At 33.7% G+C, this 448-nt stretch carries 1 pseudogene; it reads right to left on the minus strand.

Annotated elements, in window-relative coordinates:
- Positions 1-151: 151 nt before the first annotated feature.
- Positions 152-448 (minus strand): annotated as a pseudogene (locus BZK24_RS08675) (hypothetical protein); the annotation flags it as partial.

The following is a 448-nucleotide window of genomic DNA, read 5'->3' on the forward strand; positions in this document are numbered from 1 at the left end:
TTTTAGGCTTGTTAGGGTGGCTTTTAGAATACATCCATAACACTTTAAGGCGTTTGGAGCATAAGATTTAAAGCTTTCATCAATAGGGATTGTTAAAGTTTTTTGGTTGAGTGTCCTTGATTGAGTGTCTTTTTGGGGCTTAAAAGCGGGTTTAAAAAATCTTAAAGAGGTTTAATGAACTTTTGTTTTTGGGTTCTTGTTTAGGGGCGTTAGCGTTTTGATTTATTGGTTTAAAAACGCTTTCTTTGCTTTGTTCTAATTCCAAAATCGCATCGTCTAGGGCTTTGAGTTTCAAAGCTTCTTTGAATTTCATTTTCAATAACAACAGCACAAAACTGGCATTTGCCCCTTCTTTTAAAAGGCTCAAACTGCTCATAATGATTTTAAAAAAACGCTTTATGCTATAATACTCCAAATACATTCCAATGCAAATGCATTCTAATGTATG

Source organism: Helicobacter pylori, from assembly GCF_001998165.1.
Taxonomy (GTDB): Bacteria; Campylobacterota; Campylobacteria; order Campylobacterales; family Helicobacteraceae; genus Helicobacter; species Helicobacter pylori_DL.